The organism is Lacinutrix venerupis (assembly GCF_001971745.1).
In the GTDB taxonomy this organism is placed as follows: domain Bacteria; phylum Bacteroidota; class Bacteroidia; order Flavobacteriales; family Flavobacteriaceae; genus Lacinutrix; species Lacinutrix venerupis.
In genome coordinates this window covers 2,798,930-2,822,790 of record NZ_CP019352.1, presented here as the reverse complement: position 1 = coordinate 2,822,790, position 23,861 = coordinate 2,798,930, and the positions used below count along the sequence as shown (strand labels likewise).

At 33.4% G+C, this 23,861-nt stretch carries 15 protein-coding genes and 1 tRNA gene; 9 read left to right on the top strand and 7 right to left on the bottom strand.

The window, feature by feature from the left end:
- Nucleotides 1–38: 38 nt before the first annotated feature.
- Nucleotides 39–464 carry a GNAT family N-acetyltransferase gene (locus tag BWR22_RS12715; protein WP_076734037.1) on the top strand — a complete coding sequence of 142 codons (426 nt, stop codon included), beginning with the start codon at nt 39–41 and terminating at the stop codon, nt 462–464.
- Here BWR22_RS12715 and BWR22_RS12710 read toward each other — a convergent pair whose 3' ends face one another.
- Together BWR22_RS12710 and BWR22_RS12705 are read right to left on the bottom strand one after the other, a co-directional pair.
- A complete protein-coding gene (locus BWR22_RS12710) occupies nt 465–1,601 on the bottom strand; it encodes a gliding motility-associated C-terminal domain-containing protein (RefSeq protein ID WP_076734036.1) in 1,137 nt (378 codons plus the stop codon).
- A gap of 9 nt (nt 1,602–1,610) precedes the next feature.
- Complete coding sequence (locus BWR22_RS12705) at nt 1,611–5,822, bottom strand: hypothetical protein (RefSeq protein WP_076734035.1); 4,212 nt, start codon at nt 5,820–5,822, stop codon at nt 1,611–1,613.
- A gap of 169 nt (nt 5,823–5,991) precedes the next feature.
- Here BWR22_RS12705 and BWR22_RS12700 point away from each other — a divergent pair.
- Nucleotides 5,992–6,064: transfer RNA gene (locus tag BWR22_RS12700), tRNA-Gly, on the top strand.
- A 34-nt stretch (nt 6,065–6,098) separates the two neighbouring features.
- Here the strand turns inward: BWR22_RS12700 and pepE are convergent.
- Nucleotides 6,099–6,806 (bottom strand): dipeptidase PepE, encoded by a 708-nt coding sequence (pepE, locus tag BWR22_RS12695; protein WP_076734034.1) that lies wholly within the window; start codon nt 6,804–6,806, stop codon nt 6,099–6,101.
- Between the two features lie 139 nt (nt 6,807–6,945).
- On the opposite strand from pepE, the gene BWR22_RS12690 reads away from it, so the two are divergent.
- From BWR22_RS12690 to BWR22_RS12665, 6 genes are all read left to right on the top strand, one after another.
- Nucleotides 6,946–7,755: a carboxypeptidase-like regulatory domain-containing protein gene (locus BWR22_RS12690; protein ID WP_076734033.1), complete on the top strand. Its 810-nt coding sequence runs from the start codon at nt 6,946–6,948 to the stop codon at nt 7,753–7,755.
- The gene (locus BWR22_RS12685; RefSeq protein ID WP_076734032.1) at nt 7,739–8,530 is read left to right on the top strand and encodes a peptidase associated/transthyretin-like domain-containing protein; all 792 of its coding nucleotides are present in this window, start codon (nt 7,739–7,741) and stop codon (nt 8,528–8,530) included. The genes BWR22_RS12690 and BWR22_RS12685 overlap by 17 nt, the downstream gene beginning before the upstream one ends.
- A 61-nt stretch (nt 8,531–8,591) precedes the next feature.
- Entirely contained in the window at nt 8,592–9,092 is a 501-nt protein-coding gene (locus BWR22_RS12680) for a DUF6702 family protein (RefSeq protein ID WP_076734031.1), read from the top strand.
- A gap of 67 nt (nt 9,093–9,159) precedes the next feature.
- Entirely contained in the window at nt 9,160–11,460 is a 2,301-nt protein-coding gene (locus BWR22_RS12675) for a M1 family metallopeptidase (RefSeq protein ID WP_076734030.1), read from the top strand.
- Nucleotides 11,461–11,673: 213 nt separating this feature from the next.
- Nucleotides 11,674–14,094, top strand: coding sequence for a sodium-translocating pyrophosphatase (locus tag BWR22_RS12670; RefSeq protein WP_076734029.1), 2,421 nt, complete (start codon nt 11,674–11,676; stop codon nt 14,092–14,094).
- An 88-nt stretch (nt 14,095–14,182) separates the two neighbouring features.
- On the top strand, nt 14,183–15,187 hold the full coding sequence (locus tag BWR22_RS12665; protein WP_076734028.1) for an App1 family protein: 1,005 nt from the start codon (nt 14,183–14,185) through the stop codon (nt 15,185–15,187).
- 65 nt (nt 15,188–15,252) lie between these two features.
- On the opposite strand, the gene ppk1 is transcribed toward BWR22_RS12665, so the two are convergent.
- From ppk1 to BWR22_RS12645, 4 genes are all read right to left on the bottom strand, one after another.
- Nucleotides 15,253–17,274 carry a polyphosphate kinase 1 gene (gene ppk1 / locus BWR22_RS12660; protein WP_076734027.1) on the bottom strand — a complete coding sequence of 674 codons (2,022 nt, stop codon included), beginning with the start codon at nt 17,272–17,274 and terminating at the stop codon, nt 15,253–15,255.
- 59 nt (nt 17,275–17,333) lie between these two features.
- Nucleotides 17,334–17,948: a deoxynucleoside kinase gene (locus tag BWR22_RS12655; RefSeq protein ID WP_076734026.1), complete on the bottom strand. Its 615-nt coding sequence runs from the start codon at nt 17,946–17,948 to the stop codon at nt 17,334–17,336.
- Between the two features lies 1 nt (nt 17,949).
- Nucleotides 17,950–18,729 (bottom strand): hypothetical protein, encoded by a 780-nt coding sequence (locus BWR22_RS12650; RefSeq protein WP_076734025.1) that lies wholly within the window; start codon nt 18,727–18,729, stop codon nt 17,950–17,952.
- Nucleotides 18,730–18,828: 99 nt separating this feature from the next.
- On the bottom strand, nt 18,829–20,421 hold the full coding sequence (locus BWR22_RS12645; protein WP_076734024.1) for a T9SS type A sorting domain-containing protein: 1,593 nt from the start codon (nt 20,419–20,421) through the stop codon (nt 18,829–18,831).
- 192 nt (nt 20,422–20,613) lie between these two features.
- Here BWR22_RS12645 and BWR22_RS12640 point away from each other — a divergent pair, with 192 nt between their 5' ends.
- Complete coding sequence (locus tag BWR22_RS12640) at nt 20,614–23,829, top strand: T9SS-dependent choice-of-anchor J family protein (RefSeq protein WP_076734023.1); 3,216 nt, start codon at nt 20,614–20,616, stop codon at nt 23,827–23,829.
- Nucleotides 23,830–23,861 lie beyond the last annotated feature (32 nt).

Sequence of the window (23,861 nt, the reverse complement as noted above, 5' to 3'; positions counted from 1 at the left end):
CTTAATGATTTTATTTAAATTTACTAAAAATTATCAGTATGTCTTTAAGCTTTAAAATTATTAATAAAAAGGATATAAATTGTATTATTCCTTTAATTCAAAAGTTAACAAATAATGCAAATTCTGACGCTATATTAAAAGAACGTTTTGCAATAATTGTTGAAGAAAATTATGAATGTGCAGGTGTTTTTGAAAATGAAAAGCTAATAGGTGTTTGTGGAATGTGGTTTCAAACAAGACATTATGCAGGAAAATCTATGGAAATTGACCATGTTTATATAGATGAAGAGTATCGCGGTAAAGGTTTAGGAAAACGTTTTTTTAATTGGCTTTACGATTATGCAAAATCTAAAGGATGTGTAATTTCAGAGTTAAATACCTATGTGCAAAATTATCCTTCGCATAAATTTTATTATAACGAAGGATATGAAATTTTTGGCTATCACTTTTATAAAACCTTGTAATTAATAGTTAATATATATCCAACCAGAATAAGTTTTATTATCTTCTGTTAATTGTAATATATAAAAATAAGTTCCTACGGGTAATCTGTCTCCTTGACTACCAATAATTTTTTTGTTTGAAACTCCATTAAAAGTGTTTTTGTAATCTACAGCATCATATACAACACGTCCCCAACGATTAAATATTTTTAGTTCATTTTTAAATAAATCTATGCCTTCAATAATAAAAGTTTCGTTTACTCCATCGTTATTTGGGCTAATTCCATTATAAACAACAAGTCCATCGCTTCCAATAAGTGATCCAAAAGTTATAATTTCAAAATCATTTGGAGTAAATTGAAAAGAGCTTATAGTACCATTATTAAGGTCGCCAGTAACATTAGTGTTTCCTAAATCTAACCATTTGTTTTCTGCTTTACTCCATCCTACAACTCTTAAATTTAGCAAATCATTAGTAAGTAAAGGGATTTGGCTTTCTTGATCCCAAGTTAAAGTAACTAAGGTTTTGTTAGTGCCATTAAAATCCCAAAATTCTTCATTACTGATTTTGCTAATAATTACTTCAGAGTTATTAGTATTAAAAGATTGTAAGAAAGTAGAAGGGAAGTTTGGGTCTTCATTAAAATAAGCTGCTTTAAATTTTGAACTGATATTTTGTGTTGGAATAATTAAAGGTCTCAATTTGTTATCATCTCCAATTGGAAAAGTAAAAGAATTATTACCTGTAATAGCAGCATATCCATCCGTTAATCTAAAATCATCTTCACTTACAAAAAAAGAATTGCTTAAATAATCTAAAGATATTTCAGAATTTGTTCTAGGTGTAATAATATCTCCAATAATATAGTACAAGCCATTTGAAACTTCTGTATTTATTTCTAAAAATAAATTATCGTCTACTGCAATATCCATATCAAAAAATCTTGGAGTTTTTGTTCCTGATATTTTTAAAGAATTATCGGAATTGTAAAAGCCTGCCAAACCTAAATTTTCATTAAAAGTTCCGTTATTAATTAAATCAATATGAAACCCTATTTGACCTTGATCATGAATTTGAATATTTCCAGAATTTTGAAGCGCTTGCTGTCCAAAATTAATTTGAAATAGAAGCAATGCTATATATATTAAATTTCTCATGCTTCTTAATTATTTATAAGCAGTAAATATTACAACAACATTATCTGATTTGTTAGTTACATTTATTGTAAATCCATTAGCGTTAAATGAAGTTAAGCTAGCTAGTGTTCTTCCAACAGCATCACCATTTTGATTACCATATCTTAAACCAATACATCTAGAGCTTGAAGCGAATCTTGAAATATCGTTAATAGAATTACCACTTCCACCTACATAAATTACTTGTTGTGTTATCGTTCCAGAGTCATTTCTAGCAAAGCCATTCATTGTTCCAAAAGAGTTAGCAATGCCTGTGTTATTATTGCCTACACCGTTGTCTGCGTCTATATCTAATGTTTCTACATTCGCATGAGCAACAAATGTTATCGATGATGGTTCAAATGGTATTCCTGTTATAGTTTGGTTCCCAGTTGCTGTAATAATAAATTGTCCAACATAAGCATTAGAAGGGCCTACTGGACCTTGAATACCTTGCTCACCTTGTGGGCCTTGAGGACCAACTTCACCTTGTGGTCCAGTTTCACCTTGAATACCTTGCTCACCTTGAGGACCTTGAGCACCGTCGGCACCATTTATTCCAGCAGGACCTTGTGGACCTTGAGGACCAACTTCACCTTGTGGCCCAGTTTCACCTTGAATACCTTGCTCACCTTGTGGGCCTTGAGCGCCATCTGCACCATTTATTCCAGCAGGACCTTGTGGGCCTTGAGGACCAGTTTCACCTTGAATACCTTGCTCACCTTGAGGACCCTGAGCACCATCTGCACCATTTGTTCCAGCAGGACCTTGTTCTCCTTGAGGTCCAACTTCACCTTGAGGACCTTGAGGACCTTGAGGACCAGTTTCACCTTGAATACCTTGCTCACCTTGAGGACCCTGAGCACCATCTGCACCATTTATTCCAGCAGGACCTTGCTCTCCTTGAGGACCAACTTCACCTTGAGGACCAGTTTCACCTTGAATACCTTGCTCACCTTGAGGACCCTGAGCACCGTCAGCACCATTTGTTCCAGCAGGACCTTGTGGACCTTGAGGACCAACTTCACCTTGTGGTCCAGTTTCACCTTGAATACCTTGCTCACCTTGTGGGCCTTGAGAACCGTCAGCACCATTTATTCCAGCAGGACCTTGTTCTCCTTGAGGACCAACTTCACCTTGAGGTCCAGTTTCACCTTGAATACCTTGCTCACCTTGTGGGCCTTGAGCACCATCTGCGCCATTTGTTCCAGCAGGACCTTGAGGGCCTTGAGGACCAACTTCACCTTGAGGTCCAGTTTCACCTTGAATACCTTGCTCACCTTGTGGGCCTTGAACGCCATCTGCACCATTTGTTCCAGCAGGACCTTGTGGACCTTGAGGACCTTGTTCACCTTGAGGTCCAGTTTCACCTTGAATACCTTGTTCACCTTGAGGACCCTGAGCACCGTCAGCACCATTTGTTCCAGCAGGACCTTGTGGACCTTGAGGACCTTGTTCACCTTGAGGACCAGTTTCACCTTGAATACCTTGCTCACCTTGAGGACCCTGAGCACCGTCAGCACCATTTGTTCCAGCAGGACCTTGTTCTCCTTGAGGTCCAACTTCACCTTGAGGACCTTGTGGACCTTGAGGCCCAGTTTCACCTTGAATACCTTGCTCACCTTGAGGACCCTGAGCACCATCTGCACCATTTATTCCAGCAGGACCTTGTTCTCCTTGAGGACCAACTTCACCTTGAGGTCCAGTTTCACCTTGAATACCTTGTTCACCTTGTGGGCCTTGAGCGCCATCTGCACCATTTATTCCAGCAGGACCTTGTGGGCCTTGAGGACCAACTTCACCTTGAGGTCCAGTTTCACCTTGAATACCTTGCTCACCTTGTGGACCTTGAGCGCCATCCGCACCATTTGTTCCAGCAGGACCTTGTGGACCTTGAGGACCTTGTTCACCTTGAGGTCCAGTTTCACCTTGAATACCTTGTTCACCTTGAGGACCCTGAGCACCGTCAGCACCATTTGTTCCAGCAGGACCTTGTGGACCTTGAGGACCAACTTCACCTTGAGGACCAGTTTCACCTTGAATACCTTGCTCACCTTGAGGACCTTGAGCACCGTCGGCACCATTTATTCCAGCAGGACCTTGTGGACCTTGAGGACCAACTTCACCTTGTGGCCCAGTTTCACCTTGAATACCTTGCTCACCTTGAGGACCCTGAGCACCATCTGCACCATTTATTCCAGCAGGACCTTGTTCTCCTTGAGGACCAACTTCACCTTGAGGTCCAGTTTCACCTTGAATACCTTGTTCACCTTGTGGGCCTTGAGCGCCATCTGCACCATTTATTCCAGCAGGACCTTGTGGGCCTTGAGGACCAACTTCACCTTGAGGTCCAGTTTCACCTTGAATACCTTGCTCACCTTGTGGACCTTGAGCGCCATCCGCACCATTTGTTCCAGCAGGACCTTGTGGACCTTGAGGACCAACTTCACCTTGAGGACCAGTTTCACCTTGAATACCTTGCTCACCTTGAGGACCCTGAGCACCGTCAGTACCATTTGCTCCAGCAGGACCTTGTTCTCCTTGAGGACCAACTTCACCTTGAGGTCCAGTTTCACCTTGAATACCTTGTTCACCTTGTGGGCCTTGAGCGCCATCTGCACCATTTATTCCAGCAGGACCTTGTGGGCCTTGAGGACCAACTTCACCTTGAGGTCCAGTTTCACCTTGAATACCTTGCTCACCTTGTGGACCTTGAGCGCCATCCGCACCATTTGTTCCAGCAGGACCTTGTGGACCTTGAGGACCAACTTCACCTTGAGGACCAACTTCACCTTGAGGACCAGTTTCACCTTGAATACCTTGCTCACCTTGAGGACCCTGAGCACCGTCAGTACCATTTGCTCCAGCAGGACCTTGTTCTCCTTGAGGTCCAACTTCACCTTGAGGACCTTGTGGACCTTGAGGCCCAGTTTCACCTTGAATACCTTGCTCACCTTGAGGACCCTGAGCACCATCTGCACCATTTATTCCAGCAGGACCTTGTTCTCCTTGAGGACCAACTTCACCTTGAGGTCCAGTTTCACCTTGAATACCTTGTTCACCTTGTGGGCCTTGAGCGCCATCTGCACCATTTATTCCAGCAGGACCTTGTGGTCCAGTTTCACCTTGAGGTCCAGTTTCACCCTGAATACCTTGCGCACCTTGTGGGCCTTGAGCGCCATCTGCACCATTTGTTCCAGCAGGACCTTGTTCTCCTTGAGGACCAACTTCACCTTGAGGTCCAGTTTCACCTTGAATACCTTGTTCACCTTGTGGGCCTTGAGCGCCATCCGCACCATTTATTCCAGCAGGACCTTGAGGACCAGTTTCACCTTGAATACCTTGTTCACCTTGTGGGCCTTGTTCACCTTGAGGACCCTGAGCACCATCAGCACCATTTGTTCCAGCAGGACCTTGAGGACCAACTTCACCTTGAGGTCCAGTTTCACCTTGAATACCTTGCTCACCTTGTGGGCCTTGTTCACCTTGAGGACCCTGAGCACCATCTGCACCATTTAATCCAGCAGGACCTTGAGGGCCTTGAGGACCAACTTCACCTTGAGGACCAACAATTCCAACAGTAGTTGTTACATTGTTTTCATTGGTATAAGTAACTGTACCATCTCCATTATCAACTAGAGTTGTAGCAGTTTCTAAGTTAGACACAATATTTGAAAGATTTAATTGTGTAAGTGTACCATCTTCATCTATATAGTCAATAGTGGTATTGTTTGGGTTTAAAGTAATTGATGTTAAAGTTTCTAGTGAAGGTATATCTATTGTAACAGGAGCGCCATTACCATTGTTAAAAGTATAAGTTCCATCATTATTATCTATAAGATTAGACTTAATAATTGTTGTTGTAGACCCATCTTCGCTGGTATAACTAATAGTTCCATCATTATTATCTATTAATGAAGTAACAGTTTCATTATCCATTACATTAACACATAAACTTGACCATGTATTGTTATTATATTGGAATAAGCAATTTTCGTCAGTATTGTAAATAATAGCTCCATTTAGTGGATTTAGAGCGTTCATCTGAGCTGTAGAAATTCTTGTTACAACTAAAACTTTATCTGTGCTTTCTAATTCAAGAATAGAGTTTGGGTTTATGGATTGAGGGTTTTCACCAACCTTAACTTGAGCAAATAAATTAGTTACTAATAGAAATGTGAATAGTAGTAGGATTTTTTTCATTTTGAGGAATTTTTCTGTAAAAATATATCATGTTGATTGTTTTTACGAAAATCCATCATTCTTAGTTTTATTTATCGGTAAAAACCAAAAATATTCGATGAAATACACAATAATATTTATTAATTTTATTTGATAAACTATTTTAATTATTATATTTGCCACCGGAAATGCGAGAGTAGCTCAGTTGGTAGAGCGTCAGCCTTCCAAGCTGAATGTCGCCAGTTCGAACCTGGTCTCTCGCTCTAAGAAGCCTTATCTTTTAAAGATGAGGCTTTTTTATTTTAATATATTTAGGCTTGTATTGCTTTCAATCTCATACGGCTCTTTTTTGTATTCAAAAATTCTAGCTTTTAAATTACCTTTTAGAGTAATATTATTGCCTTTAACTTGAATATAGCTGCCTTCTCTTAAGCCAATTACTGGTTGTGTATTAAATTGATGAAATTCTTTAATTCGAGTTTCTCTTGTTTCTCCCATATGCTTGCTTCCAATAATAGGATCAAGATAGTGTGGATTTATATTAAATGGAACAAAACCTAAAGTCTTAAAACTTGGAGGATAAACTATAGGCATATCGTTAGTGGTGCTCATTGTTAATCCGCAAATATTACTACCGGCACTTGTGCCTAAATATGGTATACCATTATTAACGACTTCTTTTAAAGTATTTAAACACTTGTTTTTATATAATTGATTTACTAAAACAAAGGTATTTCCTCCTCCAACGTAAATGCCTTTAGCTTCTTTTAAAGCTTTAATAGGATTTTTAAATTCATGAATACCTATTATTTTTTTATCAATTAAATTAAAAGGTTCTTTTACTTTTTGCGTGTATTCTTCATGAGAAATACCGCCAGGTCTAGCATAAGGTATAAACAATATTTCATCTGTATTTTTAAAATGATTTTTTAGATCTTCTAAAATATAGTCTAAGGTTTCTCCTCCAAAAACTTTAGAAGTGCTTGCAATAATTATACTTCTCATTATGATTTATTTGTTGTAAATTTATGTATTACCAATTTAATTGTAATAGGCTATAGAAAACCTTTAACAAAAGTTTAAACCTCTTTTAAATTTAAATTAAGAAATGAAAACCGTTATTTACAAGTATAAAACCAATTATATGAAACATACTCTATCTATTTTATTTTTTTTTACTGCTACATTATTTCTTTTTTCTCAAAACGATTCTCGGATAGAAGTTAAAGGAAAGATAATTGTGGACTTAGAGGATTTAGAAAATATCACTATTTATAATACATCTTCAAATAAAGGAACAATTACTGATTCTTTAGGAAATTTTAAATTAAAAGTAGCTCTTAATGATGAAATTAAAATTTCATCTATTCAACTTATTCCTTTTACTACAAAAATTACTGATGCTGTAATAGATACTAAAGTTTTAAAAGTTTATTTAAAAGAATACATAAATACACTTGATGAAGTTGTTTTGTTACCTTACGATTTAACCGGAGACCTTGCTACTGATGCTTTAGATGCAAAAGTGTCTGAGCCTATAGTTTTTAATTTTGAAAGTTTTGAGAATTTTGAGATGCCAGATGATTACCACTCAAAAGTAGATAATATAGCAGTTGGAAGCCAAAACGATCGCATACGTTATATGGCTAATGGTGTTGCAATTTTGGGATTAGTAACTAATTGGATATTTAAAAATAGAAATAAAGATAAAAAGAAAGCTAAGGATACAAGGTTAGAAACGCCTATCTCAAATCTATCTCAAGCATTTGAAAATTCATATTTTATAGAAAATTATAAAATACCAGAAGATAAAGTGCAAGCTTTTATTGCTTTTGTTGAAGATTCTCAGTTTGATAGTAGTCTTTTAGAGCCTAAAAACGAATTAAAATTAATAGAATATTTACATGCCAAGAGTAAAGTGTTTTTAGCATTAAAAAATGAAGAAAAGAACTAATATATGTTTTCTTTTATTTTTATTTTCTAGTATAGGTTTTTCTCAAAACCTAACTTTAAACGGTATTGTAACTGGAGAAGAAACGGTAGAAAATATTCATGTTATAAATAGAAGTCAAAAAAAGTATACTACAACAAATGAAAAAGGGTACTTTAAAATTGAAGCTTTAAAAAACGATACAATAGTATTTACTTCCGTTCAATATAAACCTTATATACATATTATTACTTCAAAAAACATCTTAGATAAAGAGCTTAGTGTAGCTTTAGAAATTAATGTTAACGAGTTGCCAGAAGCGGTAATTGGTTTTACCTTAACGGGAGATTTAAATAAAGATATTTTAAATTCTGATGCTAAGAGACCAATAAATTTCTATGATGTTGGAATTCCTGGTTATACAGGGAAGAAAATGAGAAAAAGTGAAAGATTATTAGCCGAAGCTGGTGAGTTTAAACCGTCTATGTTACTTGGTGTCTTAGCTGGCGGAATACCTCTAAACCCAATTTTAAATGGTATTTCAGGAAGAACTAAAGAACTAAAAAAGCGAGTGGCACTTGAGGATAATACAATATTTATGAATGCTTTAAAAAATAGACTGTCCGAAGCTTTTTTTAAAGAAAATGAATTAAAAAAAGAGCTCAGAGCAGATTTTTTCTACTTCTGTGCAGAAGATAAAAATTTTGAGACTAGATGTGCAATAAGCGATTTGGAAGCCCTAAAATTTATGAAAGAAAAATATTTAGTTTACAAAGAAAATTTAGAATCTAAAGAATAAGTCTAAAAGATGGAACGCTTTTTGACTTCTTTATGTAAGTTTGTATACGAAATCTCAAGCCATGAAAATTATTAAAATATTTCTAGTTTTAAGCATAGTATTATCATTAGCCTACTCTAGTGCTCATAAGTATTATGTAAGTATAACAAAAATTGAATACGTTAAAGAAAAACAATCTGTACAAATTATAACTCGCATTTTTATAGATGATTTCGAAAGACTTCTTAAAGAACGTTATGATAATAAAATAGTTTTAGCAAGTAATAATGACGAAACACAGATAGATAAATACATTGAGAAATATTTACTCTCTAAATTTAAAATTACTATAAACGAACAAGAATCGATAATAAATTTTATTGGTAAAGAGTATGATGGAGATGTGGTACAATGTTATTTAGAAATTGAAAATATTAAAAATATTAAGTCTTTTAGCGTAGAGAATAGCGTACTGTATGATATGTTTAGCGATCAAAAAAATATTGTTAGAACATTTATAAATGCTAAACACAAGTCCTTCATTTTAATTCCCGAAAATAGTATAGGAATGTTAAACTTCTAATAAAATAGATGTTTAAATCTTAAAATTTGTTAATTTCAGCCTTTATTCTGAAAAAACAACAACCAAAATGAACAACTTTAAGTACTACGTGCTATCTGCACTTTTTGTTACTGTTGGTGTATTCGCACAACAAGAACAAGAAAAAAAGGAGCCTCAACAAGGGCATACTAATCAAAATAAATTTAAACAACTCTATGATGAGTTTTCGACGCCAAACATGTATCGTGCTGCATCTGGAGCACCCGGATCTGCATACTACCAACAACAGGCAGATTACAAAATGGATTTAGTACTTGACGATGTTAATGCTAAATTATCAGGTTTCGAAACAATAACTTACACTAATAACTCTCCAGACGTACTTAATTATCTTTGGGTACAACTAGATCAAAATATGAGAGCCAGAGATTCAAAAACACCTTTAATAGAAAGTAGTGGAATTGGACCTGCGAAACAAGTATCTAGCTATGCCAACGATTACATGGGAGAAGGTTTCGATGGAGGTTTTAATATTGAAGAAGTAAAAGATACAAATGGGAAGCCATTAAAACACATGATTAATCGTACAATGATGCGTGTTGAAATGCCTAAACCATTAGCTTCTGGAGAAAAATTCTCTTTCTCAATAAAATGGTGGTATAACATTAATGATCATGTTAATGGAAGAGGAAGATCTGGTTACGAGTATTTTAAAGAAGATGATAATAGAAACTATGTAATAGCACAGTTTTATCCAAGAATGGCTGTTTATAATGATGTAGAAGGATGGCAAAATTCTCAATTTTGGGGACGTGATGAATTCGCATTGCCTTTTGGTGATTTTGATGTAAATATTACAGTGCCAGCAGATCATATTCTTGATGGAACAGGTGTACTTACTAATAGAAAAGAAGTGTACTCAAAAGAAATGATGAAGCGTTACGAAAAAGCTAAAAAATCTTTTGATGAACCTGTGGTAATTGTAACTCAAGCAGAAGCAGAAGCTGCCGAAAAAACAAAATCTACAAAAACAAAAACATGGAAATTAAGTGCTAAAAATGTGCGCGATTTTGGGTTTGCAACATCAAGACGTTATATATTAGATATGATGGCGGTAGACATCAATGGATCTACTAAAATGGCAGTTTCTATGTATCCTAAAGAAGGAAATCCGTTATGGGAAGATTGGTCTACTAAAGCAGTTGCAAGTACATTGAAATCTTATTCTAGAATGACTTTCGATTATCCATATCATAAAGCTATTTCTGTACATGCAAAACAACAAGGTATGGAATACCCAATGATTTGTTGGAATTATGGTCGTCCAGATAAAGATGGAAATTATAACGATCGTACTAAGTTTGGTATGATGTCTGTAATTATTCATGAAGTTGGACACAATTTTTTCCCAATGATTGTAAATAGTGATGAGCGCCAATGGACATGGATGGACGAAGGTTTAAATACATTTGTGCAATATGTAGCAGAACAAGATTTTGGAAAATGGTATCCAGGTGCTCTATCTGAAGGGCAAACAGCGTATCCTTCACGTCGTGGACCAGCAAAAAATATTGTACGTTATATGGGTGGTGATCAAAACTTTATTGCACCAATAATGACAAAAGGCTTAAACACATACCAATTTGGTAACAATGCATACGGTAAACCAGGAACAGCTTTAAATATTTTAAGAGAAACTGTAATGGGACCAGAATTATTTGACTATGCATTTAGAGAATACTCTCAACGTTGGATGTTTAAGCACCCAACTCCAGAAGACTTTTTCCGTACAATGGAAGATGCTTCAGCATTCGATTTAGATTGGTTCTGGAGAGGTTGGTTTTACACAACAGATTATGTTGATATAGGAGTTAAAGATGTAAAAGCATATTATGTTTCTACTAAACCAAATAAGCAAGGAAAGGCAATTGTAGAGCGTTATGGATTAAGTGAAGAAGACTTAGTTTATTTTGTTGAAGAAGGAAGTGAAGATCATGAAGCAGGAACAAAAAGCGAAAAGGTTTCAGATAAATCAAAAACTTTACAAGAATATTTAATGGATAACTTCTCTGCTCAAGAGCGTGCAAAAATGGAAGAGCCTAAATACTTTTATAACGTAACGTTTAATAAGCCTGGAGGATTAGTAATGCCAATTATTGTTGAGTATACTTATGCAGATGGAACAAGTAAAACAGAAACTTATCCAGCACAAATATGGAGGTTAAACGATAAGGAAGTTAGTAAAGCAATTGCTTCAAATAAAGAAATTGTTAGTGTAACTGTAGATCCAAAAGAAGAAACTGCAGATGTAGACACATCAAATAATTCATGGCCAAAAGAGGTTAAAGAAGGAGAATTTGATAAGTTTAAGAATAAAGTTAGAAATTAAAACTTTAAGCTAAAAACAAATATTAAAAAGACCTGTTCATTTTTGAGCAGGTCTTTTTGTTTTTATAAAAAATATCTAATTTATCGTAAAACTTCCAAATTATTAAATTCGCAAATTTTAGCCTAAAAAAATGTGATTTTAAAAGATTTTTTTGTTCTCATTGAATTTATTACTTTAGCGAACGTTAAAAACTAATCAAATTATAAAACTAGTATGGATAAAATGATAATTTATTTGCCAATAGTATTGGCAGTATTGGGCTTAATTTACATGTTTGTTAAACAACAGTGGGTAATGAAGCAAGATGCAGGTGATGGTAAGATGAAAGAAATCTCAGATCACATCTACGAAGGCGCTTTAGCTTTTTTAAATGCAGAGTATAAATTACTTGCCATTTTTGTTGTTATAGTAAGTGTACTATTAGCAATTGTTTCTTTGGTTGTGCCAACAACGCATTGGTTAATTGTGGTGGCTTTTATCTTTGGAGCTGTCTTTTCTGCCTTTGCAGGAAATATAGGAATGAAAATAGCAACAAAAACAAATGTAAGAACAACTCAAGCGGCACGTACTAGTTTACCAAAAGCATTAAATATTTCTTTTGGAGGTGGAACTGTAATGGGACTAGGTGTTGCTGGTTTAGCTGTATTAGGCTTAACGGCTTTCTTTATATTTTTCTTTCATTTTTTTATGGGAGGAGTTTGGACAAATACTATGGATATGACCATAGTTCTTGAAACCTTAGCAGGTTTTTCTCTTGGAGCAGAATCTATTGCATTATTTGCACGTGTTGGTGGCGGAATTTATACAAAGGCTGCAGATGTAGGAGCCGATTTAGTTGGTAAAGTAGAAGCCGGTATTCCAGAAGACGATCCAAGAAATCCTGCAACAATTGCAGATAACGTTGGTGATAATGTTGGTGATGTTGCCGGAATGGGAGCCGATTTATTTGGGTCTTACGTAGCAACAGTTTTAGCGGCAATGGTACTTGGTAACTATGTTATAAAAGATATGGGAGGAAATATTGGTGAGGCCTTTGGAGGTATTGGCCCAATTCTTTTACCAATGGCAATTGCTGGAGTTGGGATTATTATTTCTATTTTTGGAACAATGCTAGTTAAAATAAGTAATAATGAAGCAAAGGAGTCTCAAGTAATGGGCGCGCTTAATAAAGGTAATTGGACGTCTATAATTTTAGTGGCTTTAGCATGTTTTGGTCTATGTAAATACATGTTGCCAGAAACCATGCAAATGGAATTTTTTGGAGAAGGCTTAATTCAAATATCATCAATGCGAGTATTTTATGCCACCTTAGTTGGTTTATTTGTAGGTGCAGTTATTTCTTCTGTAACTGAATATTACACAGGTTTAGGTAAAAAACCAATCTTAAAAATTGTACAACAGTCAAGTACAGGTGCAGGAACTAATATTATTTCTGGTTTAGCTACTGGAATGATTTCAACTTTTCCATCTGTATTATTATTTGCTGGTGCAATTTGGGCGTCTTATGCATTAGCAGGATTTTATGGTGTAGCTTTAGCAGCTTCAGCAATGATGGCAACAACAGCTATGCAATTAGCTATTGATGCATTTGGACCAATCTCTGATAATGCAGGAGGTATTGCAGAAATGAGCGAACAAGAACCAATTGTTAGAGAACGTACAGATATATTAGACTCTGTTGGTAACACTACAGCTGCAACAGGAAAAGGGTTTGCAATTGCTTCTGCTGCCTTAACATCATTAGCATTATTTGCTGCATACGTTACATTTACAGGAATAGATGGTATTAATATATTTAAAGCACCAGTTTTGGCTATGTTATTTGTTGGTGGAATGGTACCAGTTGTATTTTCTGCTTTAGCTATGAATGCGGTTGGAAAAGCAGCTATGGAAATGGTGCAAGAAGTGCGTAGACAGTTTAGAGATATTCCTGGAATTATGGAAGGTACTGGAAAACCAGAGTACGATAAATGTGTTGCAATTTCTACAAAAGCTTCTTTAAAAGAAATGATGTTACCAGGATTATTAACTATTGGGTTTCCATTAATAATTGCTTTTGTGCCAATGTTATTTGGAATGAACCATTTAGCTATTGCCGAAATGTTAGGAGGCTATATGGCTGGAGTAACAGTTTCAGGTGTACTTTGGGCAATTTTCCAAAACAACGCCGGTGGAGCTTGGGATAATGCTAAAAAATCTTTTGAAGCAGGAGTTGAAATAAATGGAAAAATGACTTATAAGGGATCAGATGCTCATAAAGCGGCAGTAACAGGAGATACAGTTGGTGATCCATTTAAAGATACTTCTGGACCATCTATGAATATTTTAATTAAACTAACCTGTCTTATAGGTTTAGTAGTAGCGCCAATTTTAGGTGGTCATACAGAAGAAGGTTATGCGGAAGTTACTAAAGAAATTTCTGTAGAAAATAATATTACTATTAATAAAGATAATGCTGAAGCAACAGTTACTTATACCACTATTGTAAATGGAGAAGAAGTAATAAAAAAAGAAACTTTTACAGGTACAAAAGCTCAAGTAGAAGCGAAGTTAAAAGCATTTGAAGCTGCTAATGATGTTGCTAGAGATGAGAATGTTAAAACAATTGAAAAAATAGAAATTAATAAAAGCTAAGGTCTATTTATATTTTATTTAAGAAACCTGTTAACTTTATTAGCAGGTTTTTTTGTTATTTTACAATAGTTAATTCGACAAATTTTTCATGGGAATATTTAAAAAAGATCCACTTCAAATCATTGCTTTTCAAAGCTACGGAAGCAATACACATTTTTACGCAAGAGGAAGAGCGCTTGAAGATGAATCTATAGATTTAGAATCTCAAAAAATTTGGAATTTAGCAATTAATGCATTTAAACGGTTAGAGTCTGATGAGATTGCAAATACAGCTATAAAAGTAAAACTTCCAAACAATAAAATTATAAAAGCCAAAACAGATAATGATGGTTATTATATTATTGAAGAAACAATTGAAAATTTAAAAAGTTTAACAAATACTGAAGGTTGGTTGTCTTTCGAATTATCTTACGATGATGTTACCATAAAAAGAAAAATAACAAATAATAATAGATTTCCAGGTGAGTTGTTAATACCTTCATCTAAAGCAGAATTTGGAGTAGCAAGTGATATAGACGACACCATTTTGCATACAGGAGTAGTTTCTACTTTAAAATGGCGTGTTATATATAATTCTATATTTAAAAATGCAAAAAGCAGATTGCCACTTGAAGGCGCTGCAGAATTTTACCACATGCTGCATCGTGGCGTATCTGGAGAAAATGCAAATCCTATTTTTTATGTTAGCCATAGTCCTTGGAATCTATATCGTTATTTGGAGTTGTTTTTAAGACAGCATAAGTTTCCTAAAGGACCAATTTTACTTAGAAGTTTTAAAGAGTTTAGATCAAGAAAAACTTCAGACGAAAAACCTCAAAAACAAAAAGAAATTCTTAACCTTTTAAAAACGTATCCAGATTTGCCTTTTATTTTAATTGGTGATAGTGGAGAGCATGATGCAGATATTTATATTGAAATTGCTAAGCAGTTTCCAGAGCGTATAAAAGCTATTTATTTACGTAGTGTAAAACATAAAAAGAGAATGTTGCGTGTTAAAGGCTTACTTGAAAAATATAAAACTACACCTGCGTTGTTGGTAGAAAGTAGTAAGCAAGCTATTGAACATGCTAGGGAAAATAGATTTATTAAATAATTTCTTGTGTTAAATTGAAACTCTGTACAAAATGTTTAAACATCTTTTAAAATAAAAACTAAAGGTTATTTAAAATAGTTATAGGTGGCTATTTGAGATTGTATAGGTTCTTTATTATTTTTTATATATTCATTTTTTTGCTCTGCATCAATAATTCTGGCTTTTACATTGTCTTTTAATTGTAGTTGTAAAATGTCTTTAACAATTTTAAAATTATCAGGATCAAGTATAGGTGTAATAACTTCAATTCTATGACTTAAATTACGTTTCATCCAGTCTGCCGAGCCAATAAATAATTTTTCATCACCATTATTACCAAATAAATATACGCGACCATGCTCTAAATAGCGATCTATTATACTAGTTACTGTGATATTTTCACTTTGATTTTTAATGCCTGGAATTAAACTACACATACCACGAACAATTAGCCTGATTTTTACACCAGCATTACTAGCTTTGTATAAAAGTTTAATCATTTGTTTGTCTTCAAGGCTATTCATTTTTAAAATAATTAAACCTTGTTTTCCAGCATGAGCAAATGCAATTTCACGTTCGACCATTGCAGAAAATTTATGTCTTGAAGTAAATGGAGAGATAAGAAGTTTTTTTGCTTTAGGTACTATTAATACACCTTCAAGTACTAAAAATACACGGTTTAGCTCTTTAGTAATTTTTTTATTAGCAGTCATTAAGCCAAAATCTGTGTATAATTTTGCTGTATTTTCATTAAAATTTCCTGTTCCTATATAGCAGTATCTGTTTATTTTATTATTAATTTCTCTTTCAATATATAGTATTTTAGAATGAACTTTAATGCCTGGATAACTATAGATAACTTTTGCTCCATTTTCTTTAAAAATGTTTCCCCATTTAAGGTTGTTTTTTTCATCAAACCGAGCTTTGGCCTCAATAAAAATAACAACTTTTTTACCATCTTTAGCTGCGTTAGCGATCGCTCTATTTAACCTAGAATCTTTAGCAACGCGATAAAGTGTCATTTTTATGGTAGTAACTTTAGGATCGCTTGCTGCTTCTTCAATTAGTTTTATTACAGGCTCAAAAGATTGATAAGGATAGTGTACTAATTGGTCTTTAGCGTCAATGGCTTTAAACATTGAAGAACATTTTTTAAGTACAGGATGAGGTTTTGGAGTTAAAACTTTATTTGATAATTTTTTATCTGTTGGGTTTGGAAACTTAAAAAAATCTTTAAAATTATGGTGTGCTCCACCCATAATAATATCAGCATTGGTAACGTCTAGAGTTTGTTTAATAACATTTTGAAGTGTCTTAGGCATTTTAGAATCTATTAAAATTCTAGTGGCTTGTCCTGTTTCTCTTTTTGGTAATGATTCTTTAATTTTTTGCATTAAATTACCAGAGAACTCATCTTCTATATATAGTTCTGCGTCTCTAGAAAGCTTTAATTCGTAATATTTTAAATTAGAATTATTGTGGTTAAGTTTTAAATTATGCTTTAAAATATCATCTATAAAAGTAATGTAATGCTTCCCGTCTTTGGTAGGGAAAACAAAAAAACGATCTTCGTTTTCTGGAATTTTTACAATTTCAAACGTATTTTTATCTAATAGCGTAGTGAGATAGAGTGCTTCATTTTCAACAAAAACAGAGTTTTTTTCGGCTATAGTATGAGTTTCAAATTTTAATTTGTGTTTTATTTTTTTCTTAAAATAATCTTCTGCTACTTTTTTTTGTGATGTAGAAAACTCATCTGCACTAATTAAATAAATGTTTTCTTGTTTTAGTGCTGGTATTATATCGCCAACAAATATAAGTCCAAATTCTTCTTGTAGAATATGGACTTGTTTTCTTATTTCTTTTAAAACCTTATTTGGTTTTGTAATTAGTTTTTTACGAAGTGGTTTTTCGATATTTTTTATTTGCCTGATGTCAGACACGCGAACTTTAAAAAACTCATCTAAATTGGATGAGAAAATAGCAAGAAATTTTATACGTTCGTATAAAGGGTTTCTAATGTCTTTTGCTTCTTGTAAGACGCGATGGTTAAAGCGTAGCCAAGATAAATCGCGATGGTAGTATTTAGAATTGTAAAGGGATGCCATATTTTGTTTTTAACAAAATAAGGCTTTTCAATTTAAATTATGTAAGTAAAATGTTAAGGTTAAAAGAGTCCGTTTATTTCAGCATCAATTTTATTAAGTATGAAGCCTAAATCTTCTGGTCTGTCAACAAAATCAAGATTGTCAACATCAATAATTAATAATTTTCCTTTTGTATATCCTGTAATCCAAGCTTCATAACGTTCGTTTAATCTGCTTAAATAATCTATGCTAATAGAGTTTTCGTAATCACGACCACGTTTGTGAATTTGCGATACTAAATTGGAGATAGAACTACGTAAATAGATTAATAAATCTGGGCCTTGTACAAAGCCTTCCATAAGTTCGAAAAGTGATGAATAGTTTTCAAAATCACGATTAGTCATTAGGCCCATTGCATGAAGATTTGGTGCAAAAATATGTGCATCTTCATAAATAGTTCTGTCTTGTATAATGTCCTTTCCACTTTCACGAATTTGAGCTACCTGGCGGAAACGACTGTTTAAAAAGTATACTTGTAAATTAAAACTCCAACGTTCCATTTGGTTATAGAAATCATCTAAATATGGATTGTCTACTACGTCTTCTAATTGGGCTTCCCATTTATAATGTTTGGCAAGTAATTTTGTGAGCGTAGTTTTTCCAGCTCCAATGTTTCCGGCAATGGCAACGTGCATATTATTTTAATTTTAGTTTGTATTGATAAAGCTCTTTATCGGTGTAAATATAAAGGTTTTGATTGGTTACAAAAAACTGACTTATTAAAAAATTTGGAATGTTGATAGGTTTTATATTTTTGGTGTTTTCTTCTAAGTAAAATATGTTTTTGTCTTTCTTTAAAAAAATATTTTCATTACTCTCTTTTATAGAAGTATAGCCGGTATTTGGCATTTTAGAAACTAAACTCCCAAAATAATTGTATTTATAGATATAGTTTTCGGTTAGTAGCCAACATGAGTTATAGTTACTAGTAATATCTAAAACATTGTTTTCTATTGGAAGAGTTTTTGCACGTATAGTATTTGTTTTATAATCGTATAGTTCTAATTGCATTAAGTCTTGATTAAAAATCCAAAGTGTGTTGTCGCTTCCTGTAGAAATGTGCGAGACATTTTTATATGGATTAACTTGGTTAAAATCTACTTTAAAAATTTCTGCAAGTCTATTATCTAGAATTATAACAGTATTAAATGTTTTATAAAAAACATTAATTTTTAATGGATTAAAAGTGCTTGAGGAGGTTATACTACCTAATTGTACATTACTATATTTAAGTAGTTTTTCTTCTTGTTTTTTTATTAAGGAATTGTTTAATGTATAAAAAATGGTTCCAAAATTATCTACGTCTATTATAGAATCTGCTTTAAATTTAATTTTACTTTGCTGTTGTACTTGTATGCTGTCTTGAGCAAAGATAGAAAATGTAAAAAGTAAAAAAAGATATTGTAGCTGTTTCATTATGATGTGAAAAGTACAAAAATTGAACCGTTTTACACAAACAAAAAACACCTTAATATGTTAAGGTGTTTTTGTCTAAATTATTTATTAAAAAAAAGCTTATTTTCTAATAATCTTAAAGTTAGTTGTTTCGTTTCCAGATTTTACTGTTACAATATATATACCAGATTCAAGGTCTAAAAGATTTAAAGAGACTAATTTACCTGATGTATCTTTTCTAATAATAGCCTTACCTAATATATCGTGAACTGTAATGTTATTTATGTTTTTATTATATTTTATATTAAGAACATCGTTAACAGGATTTGGATAGTAACTAAAGTTATTTAAATCGAAATCATCAACACTTAAAGGTGTGCTATCGTAGGCAGAGATTCTAAATTTACCAAATTGATATGCCCATCCCCAAACTCTTACAATAACAGTTTCTCCTGGTGTTTTGTTTGTAAATAGAATACCTGCATATGGGTTACCACCAATAACAAATTGATTATTACAATAAGCAGTACCATTATTTGGAGCTGGTAAATCGTAATAGTAAGGGATTAGTGTGCTAGTTCCGCATGATCCTGTATAAGTTTCCATTGCTGTGTCACTTAAATTTGTTTCTGTAGATTCTGCTCTAGTTTCTACTGTAAAACTACCTGAAGCAGGAACAACAACAGAAAACCATACGTCTCTTCCGTATATTCCAAAATCTGATAAAGTACCACAGTCTGGGAAGTTTGAGTTTCCAGAATTAACAGATGCAGAAGTTGTTGTTGCTGTTATAGCATTGTCTTCAAAATCTTGTCCAACGGTTAACGGAGTAGGATTGTTACAATCGTCGTTAGATGGAGCTGGAGGCGATTTATAAGTACATAATTCAAAATAAATAGCTTGTGATGATTCCGAAGAGGTTACACTTATGTAATAAGTGGTTCCGGCCGTTAAATCTGCTAAAACAATATCTTCACATTGTAATGTAGGAGAAGTTGGGCTTTCTGCAATAGCGTTTAAATATCCTGGAGTTCCAGTGTAAACTCCAATATATAATGGCGTTGTTCCATTTATTAAATCTGCTCTAAATGAATACTCGGTAGTTTCGGTAGGTGTAAAAGTATACCATACATCTGGGTTAGAATTGCTACAAATAGTCTCGTATGTATATGATGCATTTGCTGTATAGCCAACGGTAGTGTTTTCGCAAACTTCAAAAGTTGATTCTGTAAGAGCTTCTGCATTGTCTGGTTCATCATTAATTGGAGGATCTGGAAATGCATATACACACATACGATATTGAATGTTAGCAGAAGCACCTCTAACATTAATATAATAAGTTTGTCCGCTATTTAAATTGCCACTAAAATACCTTGTTGCACATCCAGTTTGGCTTGTTAAATTTCCAGGAGTACCTGTAAATATACCTATTCTTACAGAGTTTAAAGAGCTAGCATTTAATGATTCAATTTCTATTGAATATTTTTTAGTTTCTATTGGTGTGAATGCATACCAAGAATCAACCCAATTATCATATCCAAAACAAGTAAATTCAGTAGATTTGGTAAAACCTTGAAAGTCTCCTGTTTCAGCATTTTCACAATTATAGGTTTGAGATAACAGAGTTGGAGTAGCACCAATTGCTTCGTCTGTTTGTGCGTTTAAAGCAAACGAGAATGCAATAGCTAAAATTAAAAGTAATTTTTTAGTCATGATATTTGTTTTTTGTGTGTTACAAATTTTAAAAATATAGAGCAAAGAAAGTGATGATATATTATCGTTAACTTATCGTTAACCGAAATTAACTTTGTTAAATGAGCAATAGTAAATAAGTTTACGCTTTAAATTATAGTTTGTTATAGAATATAGCAGGTTTAAAAAGCTTAAAATTAAAGATATATAACGATGAAAAAAAATTACTTAATTCTTGTTTTTACATTATTCTGTTTATATGTAAATGCTCAAAGCGTTTTAATTAATGATGCTACTTTAGGAGGTATTTCAACAAGTACTTTTCAAGAAACACCAATTGATGCAGATGATAATTATTCTTATTCGCAAAGCATTTATTTGCAATCTGAAATAAACCAATCTGGAAATATTTCTAAAATAACATATTATACAAATGGAGTGCTTGAAAACTCTAATGATATTGTGGTTTATATGGCTGAAACATCAGATGATGTTTTTGCATCTAATACCGGTTGGATTGATTTGGCTAACTTAACTCAGGTTTATGCTGGAGTTTACACGGTGTATAATAACGAGGTTTCTATAATTTTAGACACACCATTTAATTATTCTAACAGTAACAATCTTGTAATAGTAGTTGATGAAAATCAAGAAGGTAGTGATTCTAACGATTTTATTACACATAATTTAGGATATGGTAATGCAAATGGAAGAGTAATACACTACGGAAATAATTTTACAAATCCTGATCCTGCATCGCCACCAAATGGAATTTTAGATTATTATAGACCAAACATAGAAATAGATTTTACGTCTATAACTTGTTATCCGCCATCGGATATTGTGCTTTCTAATTTTGGCGAAAATACTGTAGATGTAAACTGGCTTTCTGCAGCAATGCAATGGGATTATGTAGTGCAATTGTCTGGCACAGGTAATCCAGATGCGGCTACTTCTGAAAACGTATCTTCAAATAGTACAACTATTAGCGGTTTAACTAATAATACAGAGTATGAGTTGTATTTAAGATCAAATTGTAATACAGATGGAGTAAGTGATTGGGTTGGACCAATAATTTTTAGAACAGCTTGTGGCGTTGTAGATGATTTTTCTGAGAATTTTGAAAGTATGCCGGATGAATTAGAAACACCTTATTGTTGGACAACCATTGCAACATCAACAGGAACGTCTCCTACAATAAAGGTAAATACTAGTAGCTCTCAAGCATATTCTCCAAGCAATTATTACGAAATGCAATTTAATAATGATGATACTGTATATTTAATTTCTCCAGAAAGTTCAATTATTGCAGATGGTATGCATAGAATTGAGTTTGCAGCAAAAGTAAATTCTGCTACAGGTTCAGAAACATACATGAAAGTTGGTTTAATGTCCGATCCTGCAGATGTAAATACATATACGGAGTTATCTTCAATTGTTTTATCGAGTTCTTCAAGTAACACAAATAACTATTCTTTTCATTATGTAAATATACCATTAAATGCTACTGCTAATTATTTAGTTCTAAAGCCAGAAACTAATTCAACGTCTAATAAAATAGTATATCTTGATGATATTGTTGTAACAACTCAACCATCTTGTTTTGAAATTTTAGATGTTGAGGCAGCTAATATAACAGATGTTTCTTTTAGTCTTAATATAACACCAGATATACAAACGCAAACAGAGTGGGAGTTTGTTGTAAAGCAAACAGATTTAAATTTTAATCCTGCTTTAGAAACACCAATAGTAGTAAATACACTAACAACGAATTTTACAACAGATTCTGGTGGAGCTGCTATAATACCAGATAGTCCTTATAGAATTTTTGTAAGATCAAATTGTGATGCTGCTGGTAGTGATGGTTCTGGATATAGTAGTTGGTATGGGCCTTATGATATTAGAACAGCTTGTGCTCCTTTATCGGCTAATTTTTTAGAAAATTTCGATTCTTATTCAAATGGTGATTTTCCTTTTTGTTGGAGTAAAAATGTAACTTCAACAGGCTCGCCTACATTTCAAGTAAGTACTTTTGCATCTTATGCGGTTTCGGGTTCAAGTAGTATAATTATGAATACAGGAAACGATGCTAATGCAAATATTTTATTAATCTTACCACAAAATACAGTTGCAAACGATGGAGCACATAGATTACAGTTTTATGCTAGAAAATCTAATGCTAATACAGCAGCGAGTTTAATTGTAGGGAGTATGAGTGATCCTTTAGATGCAACAACATTTAACGAAATTACCGAAGTGCCAATAGTCTCTGGAGGTACAACAGGAGACATAATACAATACTATGTTAATTTACCAGCGAGTTCTAATGAGTATGTTGTAATAAAACACGGTGCAGGATCTGGAGCTGGTATTGCATTTTATATTGATGATGTAGAAATTACAGATCAGCCAGCATGTACCGAAGTTTATAATGTTTCTGCAGAAAATATAACAGCATCTTCTGTAGATGTAAGTTGGGATTTTCTAGGAGCTCAAGCAGAATGGGAATATGTAGTTCAATTAGCAGGAGTAGGAGAGCCAGTTGCAGGAACCTTAACAACATCAAACACTTTAAATAATGATTTTACTAATTTATCATCTAATACACCTTACGAAATTTATGTAAGAGCAGATTGCGATGTGAATGGAGTAAGTGATTGGGTAGGACCTGTAAACTTTACAACTGCATGTGTTCCAGAATCTGGAGATTTTTCTTCAAGTTTTGAAGGTTTCTCTAACAACGAAGAAATACAACCTTGTTGGTCTAGTTTAATAGATCCGGTTTCTACAAGTCCTTATGTTAGATACAGTGCTGTTCAATCTCAAGATGGAACTATTAGTGTTAGGCTTTATAGTGGTAATGATGCGTCTGCTGGAATATTTTTAATTACTCCAATGCTGGATGATTTAGATAATACCAAGCAAATAGTTTTTCAAGTTTACGATGATAATAATGGCGGTTTAGAAGTTGGTACAATGTCCGACCCAACAGATGCTACAACATTTACATCATATCAAACATATCTTGACGCAGATATGGCTGATGATGCTTGGGAAGAAAAAACAATTAATTTTGATAATTATACAGGATCAGATAATTATATAGCATTTAAATATAATGCTGCTACAACATTCGATTATTTATATATAGATAATTTTACATACCAAATAAATCCAACTTTAAGTGTAGATAGTTTAGAATTTGATAATTCGGTTTCTCTATATCCTAATCCAGTGCAAAACATTTTAAATATTAAAGGTGAAAATATTAAGTCTGTTAATGTTTATAGTATTAATGGAAAAAAAGTTTTAACTACAAGTGTAAATGTTAAAACAATAGATGTTTCAATATTAGAAACTGGTATGTACTTTGTTAATATAGAAGATAATAAGGGAAATGTTATTGTAAAGAAAATTATAAAAGAATAATTAATAGCGCGCACTAAATTTAGTGAAAAGGC